The organism is Streptomyces sp. NPDC034037 (genome assembly GCF_055575715.1).
The window spans coordinates 1119301-1128752 of sequence record NZ_JBVISC010000002.1 but is presented as its reverse complement, the minus strand read 5'-3'; the positions used below and the strand labels follow the sequence as shown (position 1 = coordinate 1128752).

Here is a 9452-nt window from a genome sequence, read left to right as displayed (position 1 = left end):
CGGACAAGTGCCCGGCGGGACCGGACGAACCGGCCCCGCCGGGGGCAAGGCGCTCAACCGGCGCGCGGTTCAAACGGCAAGTCGCTCAACCCGCACGCGGCTCAACCGGCGCGCAGCCGGACGCGGTCCTGGGTGAGCTCCTCGACCGAGGTGACGCCCAGCAACCGCATGGTCTGCCGGAACTCCGCCGTGAGGATGTCGAGGACCCGGCGCACCCCCGCCTCGCCACCCGCCATCAGGCCGTACAGGTAGGCGCGGCCGACCAGGACGGCCGTGGCGCCCATGCAGAGCGCCGCCACCGCGTCCGCGCCCGAGCGCACGCCTGAGTCGAGATAGACCTCCGCGGCCCCGTCGACCGCCCGCACCACCGCGGGCAGCTCCTCCAACGGCACCGGCGCACGGTCCAGTTGGCGCCCGCCGTGATTGCTGACCACCAGCGCGTCCACACCGAGGCCCGCGATCACCCGGGCGTCCTCGGCCGTCTGGACGCCCTTGACGATGAGCTTGCCGGGCCAGACCTCCCGCAGCCACGCCACGTCGTCGGCGGTCGCCGCGGGATCGAACATCAGGTTGCCCAGGTCCGCGGCGGTGCCCTGCCACTGCGAGAGCGAGGCGAACCGCAGCGGCGGGGTGGTCAGCAGGTTCAGCCACCACCGCGGCCGCAGCGCCCCGTCCAGCACGGTGCGCGCGGTCAGCGCCGGCGGGATCGTCATGCCGTTGCGCACATCGCGCAACCGCGACCCCGCGACCGGTGTGTCCACGGTCAGCATCAGCGCCTCGTACCCGGCCTCGGCGGCGCCGCGCACCAGGTCGAGGCTGCGCGCCCGGTCGCGCCACAGGTACAGCTGGAACCAGCGGCGGACGCCGGGCACGGCGGCGGCCAGCGGCCCGGCGGCCGTCGTGCCCATCGTCGACAGCGTGTAGGGCACGCCGTGGGCGGCGGCCGCCCGGGCCACGGCGATCTCACCCTCGTGGTGCATCATCCGCGTGAAGCCGGTCGGGGCCAGCGCGATCGGAAGAGCGGACGCCTCACCGAGCAGGACCGTCGAGGTGTCGACCGCCGAGACGTCCCGCAGGACGGCGGGCCGGAACTCCATCCGGCGGAAGGCCGACCGGTTGCGGGCCAGCGACAGCTCCTCGCCGGCGGCGCCGTCCGTGTAGTCGAAGACGGCTCTGGGCGTACGGCGGCGGGCGAGCGCCCTCAGGTCCGCCACATCGGCGGCGGCCGCGAGCCGCCGGGCCCCACCGCCCCCCGGGCGCCGCGGGCGCAGCAGAGGCGCGAGTTCGGCCGGGCGCGGCAACCGTCGGCGGACGCCCTCCGGTGCTGAAGGCAGACTCTCCAAGGCCCCTCCTCGATCTCAGGGCCCTCGCGACCGGCCACGGGCTGCACCCGGGAGGCCCGGGGGCCGTCCTGTCACGTTCCGGGCACTGTACGGCCGGGGCGCGACGCGTGACGAGAAGTGTTCGGCTGCGCAGACCGGAGGAAGCGGCCGGGCCCCGCGCCCCGCCCTCGTGCGGACGGGGCTCTGTTCAACTGCTCGCGTCCGGCGGGGGCTTCGCTCAGTCGCTCAGGGCCGGGCGCCCGGCCCGAAGCCCGTCCAGCGGAGGTTCGCGGGGAGGTGGCTCATGTCGTTGTACACCACGAGCGAGGGGGCCGCGCCGGTGTAGTACTCGATGGCCGTCACCGCCGCGTTCCCGCAGCTCATCCCCAGCCAGCGCTCGCGCGGAGCGTCCAGGGCGTGCCGCAGCAGCCACGCCACCTGGTAGGCGTGGGTGACCAGGACCTCGAGCGTCTCGGTGTCGGCGGGGCGGGCGAACCGGTCCGTCAGCGCGTCGGCGAGGCGCTCGCCCCTGGCGGCCTCCACCGGGTCGTAGCCGTCGAACACCCCGGCCCAGGCCGCCGGTGGCTTCCGCGGCACGTGCGGGATGTAGTCGGTCAGCTCGGGCGCCTCCCGTACGGGGACTCCGCTCAGCCGCTCGCCGATGAGCCGGGCCGAGGACACCGCCCGGGGCATCGGCGAGTGCCACACCGCGTCGATCGGCAGCCGGGCGAGGCGCTCCGCGAGCAACTCCGTCTGGCGCCGCCCCACTTCGGTGAGCGCCCCGAAGGCGTCCGCCGCACCGTGCCTGACCATGTACAGACGCCGAGTCGCCATGTCAGCCCTTCTGGAGAGGACGCCGAGACGGGGGAGAACCAACCAGATGCCCGCAACATCCGGATGGTAACAACATTCCCCACTCCTGTCGTGAGAGCAAGGAAAGCCCCGCCGCCCCGGCCACTACGCTCCTGACCGCTGACCGCTGATCATTCGGCCGACGGCCGACGGTTACAGAACACGAGGTGACAGGCCCTATGTTCACGACCCGCCCCACGCTCCAGGGCACCTTCGGCATGGTGTCGTCCACCCACTGGCTCGCCTCGCAGTCGGCGATGGCCGTCCTGGAGGACGGCGGCAACGCCTTCGACGCCGCCGTCGCCGCCGGGTTCGTCCTGCACGTGGTCGAGCCCCATCTCAACGGCCCCGCAGGCGAGGTGCCGATCCTCCTCGCGCCCGCGGGCGGCCGGGTGCGGGTGCTCTGCGGGCAGGGCCCGGCGCCCGCCGGCGCCACCGTGGCCCACTACCGCTCCCTCGGGCTCGACCTCGTGCCCGGCACCGGACCGCTCGCCGCCGCCGTGCCCGGCGCCTTCGACGCCTGGATGCTGCTCCTGCGCGACCACGGCACGAAGTCCCTCGCCGATGTCCTCACGTACGCCATCGGGTACGCGGAGGACGGCCACTCACCCGTCGAGCGCGTCACCGAGACGGTGGAGACCGTACGGGAACTGTTCGTGAAGGAGTGGCCCTCGTCCGCCGAGGTGTATCTGCGTGAGGGCCCCACCGGCGACGAACCGCCCAGCCCGGGACGGCTGTTCCGCAACCCGGCGCTCGCGGCGACCTGGCGGCGGCTGCTCGCGGAGGCGGCGGCCGGAGCCGGGAAGGGGGCGTCCCGGGGCGCGGTGATCGACGCCGCGCGCGAGGTGTGGCGGAGCGGGTTCATCGCCGAGGCGCTCGTGCGGCAGGCCGCGCGGCCCACCATGGACACGAGCGGAGAGCGGCACACGGGAACGCTCTCGGCGGCGGATCTGCGCGGCTGGTCCGCGTCCTACGAGGACCCGGTCACGTACGACTGGAACGGCTGGACCCTGTGCAAGGCCGGCGCCTGGAGCCAGGGCCCCGCCTTCCTCCAGCAGTTGGCGCTGCTGCCGCATGACGTCGCCGAGCTGCCCGCGTACGGATCCGCCGACTACGTCCATCTCCTGGTCGAGGGCTGCAAACTGGCCATGGCGGACCGCGAGGCCTGGTACGGCGACGCCGGGGCGGGCGGTGCGCGGGACGTGCCCGTCCCCGACCTGCTCTCGGACACGTACAACGCGCGGCGGCGGGCGCTGATCGACGACACGGCCTCGTACGAGCTGCGGCCCGGCGCGCCCGGCGGGCGACGGCCGAGACTCTCCGCGCACGCCCTCGCGGTGGCCTCGGGGGAGGGGGCGGTGCGGGGATTCGACGCGGGGGCCGGGGCCGGCGAGCCGACCGTGGCCGGGGACGGCGGGACGCGGGGCGACACCTGCCATCTCGACGTCGTCGACCGCTGGGGGAACATGCTCTCCGCGACCCCCAGCGGCGGCTGGCTCCAGTCCAACCCCGTCGTGCCGGAACTGGGCTTTCCGCTGGGTACGCGGTTGCAGATGGCGTGGCTGGAGGAGGGGCTGCCGAACTCCCTGACGCCGGGCAGGCGCCCCCGGACCACACTGACGCCGTCGCTGGCGCTGAAGGACGGCGTCCCGGTCATGGCCTTCGGTACGCCGGGGGGCGACCAGCAGGACCAGTGGCAGGTGCACTTCTTCCTCGGGGTGGTGCTGCGGGACCCGGTGCGCGGCGGCCTGGACCTCCAGGGCGCGATCGACGCGCCGAGCTGGCACACGGACAGCTTCCCCGGGTCCTTCCACCCCCGAGGGATGCGGCCCGGAAGCGTGACGGTGGAGTCCCGCACGGCCCCCGAGGTGGTGGCGGAGCTGCGGCGGCGCGGGCATGACGTACTGGTCGCGGGAGCGTGGTCGGAGGGCCGCCTGTGCGCGGTGGCACGGGACCCGCACACCGGCCTGCTCTCAGGCGCGGCGAACGCGCGGGGAATGCAGGGATATGCGGTGGGGCGGTAACCCCGCTGCCCCTACGCCAACGGCCCCATGCGGGGTAAACGGGTGGGTGGGTGGGAAACATCCGCCGCGAAGCGGCGGGCAAGAACACCCACAACGCCGACAAGCGTTCATACGGAGGCAACCCCCGGTTGGGGGAGCCCCCACGCGCTGTCAGCGCGGCATGCTCTCATGGACGCATGATCGAAGAGTTCTTGACACACGGCACAGGCGACGTGGAGGAGGCGCTGCGAAGGGCCGCCGCCACCGAGGTGACCCCCCGCTTCCGGCAGCTCGCCGAGGGCGACGTCGTGGAGAAGAGCGGCCCGCACGACGTCGTGACGATCGCCGACCGCCGGGCGGAGGAGCAGCTCACCGTCGACCTGCCCGCCCTCCTGCCGGGCTCGGTCGTCGTCGGCGAGGAAGCGGTGCACGCCGACCCCGCCACGTACGAGGCGATACGGGGTGACGCCCCGGTGTGGATCGTCGACCCCGTCGACGGGACCCGGCAGTTCGTGCGGGGCGACCCCGGATTCTGCATGCTCGTGGCCCTCGCGGTGCGCGGCGAGGTCCTGGCGTCCTGGACGTACGCGCCGGCGCTGGGCGAGATGGCCGTCGCCGTACGCGGCAAGGGTGTCTGGCTGGACGGGCGGCCGCTGACCGCGGGGTCGCCCCGGCCGGGCGAGGAGCTGCAAGTGGCCACCTCCCACCCCGACTTCACCACCGAGGAGCAGAAGCACGCGCTGCTCGGCCTGTGGACGCAAGGGGTGCGCCCCCGGCCGTGCGGGTCGGCCGGGCTCGAATACCTCGCCGTGGCGAAGGGGGAGTTGGACGCGGTGGCGTTCTCGTGGGAGCTGGCCTGGGACCACGCCGCCGGGCTGCTGCTCGTCACGGAGGCGGGGGGCGCCGCCCTGACGCGGACGGGCGAGCCGTTCAAGATCGCCGGGGGGAACGCCCTGCCGTTCACCGCGGCCCGGGACGCGGCCACGGCCCGCCGCGTAATGGACCTGCTCACAGGCGAGAACGCCACCCGACAGGCCTTCACCGGGGACGCCCGGCCGAGCGGGACCTGAGCCCGACCGCCCGCCCCGGGCGATCGGAGTCGTGAACGGCGCCGCGGCGGCGATGGCCCCGGCGCCGCGGCCTATCCTGGGCGCCAGTGGCCATCGGCTGACAAAGGAGTCCGAAGGTGCCGTCGATGCTTGATGCCGTCGTCGTGGGCGCGGGGCCGAACGGGCTGACCGCCGCCGTCGAGCTGGCCCGTCGCGGGTTCTCCGTGGCCGTCTTCGAGGCCAGGAGCACCGTGGGGGGCGGGGCGCGCACCGAGGAGCTGACCCTGCCCGGGTTCCGGCACGACCCCTGCTCCGCCGCCCACCCGCTGGGCGTCAACTCCCCGGCGTTCCGCGCCATGCCCTTGGAGCGGTACGGCCTCGAATGGCTGCACGCGAGGCTGCCCATGGCCCACCCCTTCCCCGACGGCAGCGCCGCCGTGCTGTCCCGCTCCGTCGCCGAGACCGCCGCCTCGTTCGGGCCGCGTGACGCGGGGACGTACCGCCGCCTGGTGAAGCCCTTCCTCCCCAAGTGGGACACGCTGCTACGGGACTTCATGTCCCTGCCCATGAGTTCGCTGCCCCGCGACCCGGTCACCCTCGCCCGCTTCGGACTCGTGGGCCTGCCCCCCTCGACCTGGCTGATGCGGCGCTTTCGCGACGAGCGGGCCCGCGCCCTGTTCGCCGGCCTCGTCGCCCACGTCATCGCACCGCTCGACGGCATCGTCACCGGCGGCGTCGGCATGGTCTTCGCGCTGGCCGCGCACGCCCGGGGCTGGCCGGTCGCCCGCGGCGGCTCCCAGTCCCTCTCCGACGCGCTCACCGCGTACCTGACGGACCTCGGCGGCAGCGTCCACACGGACTACGAGGTCAGACGGCTCGACGACCTGCCTCCCGCCCGGGCCTACGTCTTCGACACCTCTCCGGCCGCGCTCGCCCGCATCGCCGGTCTCGGCAACGCCTACGACGGCTTCCGCTACGGGGCGAGCGTCTTCAAGGTCGACTACGCCCTCGACGGTCCCGTCCCCTGGACCGCCGAGGAAGCCCGGGCATCGGGTACCGTGCAGGTCGGCGCGAGCAAGGAGGAGATCGGCGCGGCGCTGCACGCGGCGTCCCGCGCGGGACGCGCCCCCGACGCGCCGTTCCTGATCACCGTGCAGCCCGGTGTCGCCGACCCCTCGCGCGCCCCCGAGGGCAAGCACGTCTTCTGGGCGTACGGCCATGTGCCGAACGGCTGGGACGGGGACCTGACCGACGCGATCGAGCGCCAGCTGGAGCGGTTCGCGCCCGGCTTCCGCGACCGCGTCCTCGCCCGCGCCACGGCGGGCCCGCCCCAACTCGCCGCACGCAACGCCAACTACGTGGGCGGCGACATCGCCTGCGGCGCCGCGAGCGGACTGCAACTGCTGCTGCGGCCCAAGCCCTCCCTCTTCCCGTACGGGACCAAGCACCCGGCGGTGTTCCTCTGCTCGTCCGCGACACCGCCGGGCCCCGGTGTGCACGGCATGTCCGGGCACAACGCCGCGAAGGCCGTGTGGAAGAGGCTGCGCGATGCCTGAACCGTCCCCCGAGGAAAGCCCGGTGACCGTGCCCATCACACTCGTCCAGGGCGACATCACGCGCCAGCACGCCGACGCCATCGTCAACGCCGCCAACTCCTCCCTCCTCGGCGGGAGCGGCGTCGACGGCGCCATCCACCGGCGCGGCGGCCCCGAGGTCCTCGCCGCCTGTCGACGCCTGCGCGCCACCTCCCACGGCAAGGGGCTGCCCACCGGGCACGCCGTGGCCACCGTCGCCGGGCGGCTCGACGCCGGACACGTCATCCACACCGTGGGGCCCGTCTGGTCCGCGTCACAGGACCGCTCCGAGCTGCTCGCCTCCTGCCACCGCGAGTCCCTGCGGGTCGCCGCCGAGCTGGGGGCGCGCACCGTGGCCTTCCCCGCCATCTCCACGGGCGTCTACCGCTGGCCGCTGGACGACGCGGCCCGCATCGCCGTCAAGGCCGTGCGGGAGGCCGCCGATCCGGCGCTCTTCGACGAGGTGCGGTTCGTCCTCTTCGACCGGGCCGCCCACGACGCGTTCGCCGCGGCACTGGCCGCCGAGGACGCCTAGGGTGCCCCCGAAGTAGATGTCGGATTCTCGCCAGTCACGCCCGGAGGAATCCGACATGCTTGCCCGCATGCACCCCGACACCGCGACCCGCGTGCACCCCGACACCGAGCGCCGTATGCACCACGACACCGAGCGGTGTGTACGTGCCGTCCGGTCGAAGGACGCCCGTTTCGACGGCTGGTTCTACACCGCCGTCCTCACCACCCGCATCTACTGCCGTCCCAGCTGCCCGGTCGTGCCGCCGAAGGCCGAGAACGTGACGTTCTACCCGAGCGCCGCCGCCTGCCAGCAGGCCGGGTTCCGCGCCTGCAAGCGCTGCCGCCCGGACAGCACGCCCGGCTCGCCCGAGTGGAACCAGCGGGCCGACCTCGTGGCCCGCGCCATGCGCCTCATCGCCGACGGGGTCGTCGACCGCGAGGGCGTGCCCGGCCTCGCCGCCCGCCTCGGCTACAGCGCCCGCCAGGTCGAGCGGCAGCTGCTCGCCGAGCTGGGCGCCGGACCGCTCGCGCTCGCCCGCGCGCAGCGCGCCCAGACCGCGCGGCTGCTCATCGAGACGACCGCGCTGCCGATGGCGGACATCGCCTTCGCCGCCGGGTTCTCCTCGATCCGCACCTTCAACGACACGGTCCGGGAGGTCTTCGCCCTCGCCCCCGGCGAGCTGCGCGCCCGCGCCCCGAAGCAGCTCGGGGAAAGAGCCCGCGCGACACCCGGCGTCCTCTCGCTGCGCCTGCCGTTCCGCGCCCCGCTCAACCCCGACAACCTCTTCGGGCACCTCGTCGCGACCGGCGTGCCCGGCGTCGAGGAGTGGCGCGACGGCGCCTACCGCAGGACCCTGCGCCTGCCGTACGGGCACGGAGTCGTCGCCCTCACCCCGCACCCCGACCACATCGGCTGCCGGCTGAGCCTGACCGACCCGCGCGACCTGACCAACGCCATCAGCCGCTGCCGCCGCCTGCTCGACCTGGACGCCGATCCGGTCGCCGTCGACGACCAGCTGCGCGGCGACCCGCTGCTTGCGCCGCTCGTCGACAAGGCGCCCGGACGGCGCGTGCCGCGCACCGTCGACGAGGCCGAGTTCGCCGTGCGGGCCGTCCTCGGCCAGCAGGTCTCCACGGCTGCCGCCCGCACCCACGCCGCGCGCCTGGTGCTCGCGCACGGCGAGCGCGTCGAGGACCCCGAAGGCGGCCTCACCCACCTCTTCCCCGCCCCGCAGGCCCTGGCCGCCCTCGACCCCGAGGCCCTCGCCCTGCCCCGCAGCCGCCGCACCACCCTGACCACGCTCGTCGGCCACCTCGCCGACGGCAGCCTGCGGCTCGGCGCGGAGAGCGACTGGGGCGAGGCCCGCGCCCGCCTCACCGAGCTGCCCGGCTTCGGGCCCTGGACGGTCGAGGCCATCGCGATGCGCGCCCTCGGCGACCCCGACGCCTTCCTCCCCACCGACCTCGGGATCCGGCGCGGCGCGCGGGATCTCGGCCTGCCGCACACCCCGGCCGCGCTCACCGCGCGCGCCGCAGCCTGGCGGCCCTGGCGGGCGTACGCGGTGCAGTACCTGTGGGCCACCGACGACCACCCGATCAACTCCATCCCCGCGTAAAGGGACATGACCATGGAACGCCTGCACACCGTCCTCGACAGCCCCTACGGGCCGCTCACCCTCGTCGCCACCGACGGCGTCCTGAGCGGCCTGTACATGACCGAACAGCGCCACCGACCGGCGCAGGAGACCTTCGGCGACCGCGACCCGGCGCCCTTCGGCGAGGCGATCAGCCAGCTCCAGGCCTATTTCGCCGGGGAGTTGAAGGAGTTCGACCTGCCGCTGCGGCTCGACGGCACGCCGTTCCAGCGCCTGGTCTGGGACGAGCTCCTGCGCATCCCCTACGGCGAGATCCGTACGTACGGCGAACTCGCCGTACTCCTCGGCAGGCCCGGCGCCTCCCGCGCGGTCGGACTGGCCAACGGCAAGAACCCGATCAGCGTCATCGTCCCCTGCCACCGCGTCGTCGGCGCCAACGGCAACCTGACCGGGTACGGCGGCGGACTCGACCGCAAGCAGCAACTGCTCGCCTTCGAGGGCGGGGCCCTGGGCGGCGGCGCGGACGCGCTGTTCTGAGACGGGC

General features: G+C 74.4%; 8 protein-coding genes. 6 read left to right on the top strand and 2 right to left on the bottom strand.

Going from position 1 to position 9452, the window contains the following annotated elements:
* Positions 1 to 101: 101 nt before the first annotated feature.
* Together ACZ516_RS10550 and ACZ516_RS10545 are read right to left on the bottom strand one after the other, a co-directional pair.
* Positions 102 to 1343, bottom strand: coding sequence for an alpha-hydroxy acid oxidase (locus ACZ516_RS10550; protein WP_358909259.1), 1242 nt, complete (start codon positions 1341 to 1343; stop codon positions 102 to 104).
* 225 nt (positions 1344 to 1568) lie between these two features.
* A complete protein-coding gene (locus tag ACZ516_RS10545; protein WP_358909257.1) occupies positions 1569 to 2156 on the bottom strand; it encodes a histidine phosphatase family protein in 588 nt (195 codons plus the stop codon).
* Positions 2157 to 2353: 197 nt separating this feature from the next.
* Between ACZ516_RS10545 and ACZ516_RS10540 the strand changes: the two genes are divergently transcribed.
* The 6 genes from ACZ516_RS10540 (at position 2354) to ACZ516_RS10515 (ending at position 9445) form a co-directional block, all read left to right on the top strand.
* Positions 2354 to 4198, top strand: coding sequence for a gamma-glutamyltransferase family protein (locus tag ACZ516_RS10540; RefSeq protein ID WP_469009587.1), 1845 nt, complete (start codon positions 2354 to 2356; stop codon positions 4196 to 4198).
* 176 nt (positions 4199 to 4374) lie between these two features.
* A complete protein-coding gene (locus ACZ516_RS10535) occupies positions 4375 to 5247 on the top strand; it encodes an inositol monophosphatase family protein (RefSeq protein WP_469009586.1) in 873 nt (290 codons plus the stop codon).
* Positions 5248 to 5372: 125 nt separating this feature from the next.
* Positions 5373 to 6782, top strand: coding sequence for a phytoene desaturase family protein (locus ACZ516_RS10530; RefSeq protein ID WP_469009584.1), 1410 nt, complete (start codon positions 5373 to 5375; stop codon positions 6780 to 6782).
* 22 nt (positions 6783 to 6804) lie between these two features.
* On the top strand, positions 6805 to 7335 hold the full coding sequence (locus ACZ516_RS10525) for an O-acetyl-ADP-ribose deacetylase (protein WP_361083862.1): 531 nt from the start codon (positions 6805 to 6807) through the stop codon (positions 7333 to 7335).
* Positions 7336 to 7450: 115 nt separating this feature from the next.
* The gene (locus tag ACZ516_RS10520) at positions 7451 to 8929 is read left to right on the top strand and encodes an AlkA N-terminal domain-containing protein (RefSeq protein ID WP_469009645.1); all 1479 of its coding nucleotides are present in this window, start codon (positions 7451 to 7453) and stop codon (positions 8927 to 8929) included.
* Between the two features lie 12 nt (positions 8930 to 8941).
* Complete coding sequence (locus ACZ516_RS10515) at positions 8942 to 9445, top strand: methylated-DNA--[protein]-cysteine S-methyltransferase (RefSeq protein WP_469009583.1); 504 nt, start codon at positions 8942 to 8944, stop codon at positions 9443 to 9445.
* Positions 9446 to 9452 lie beyond the last annotated feature (7 nt).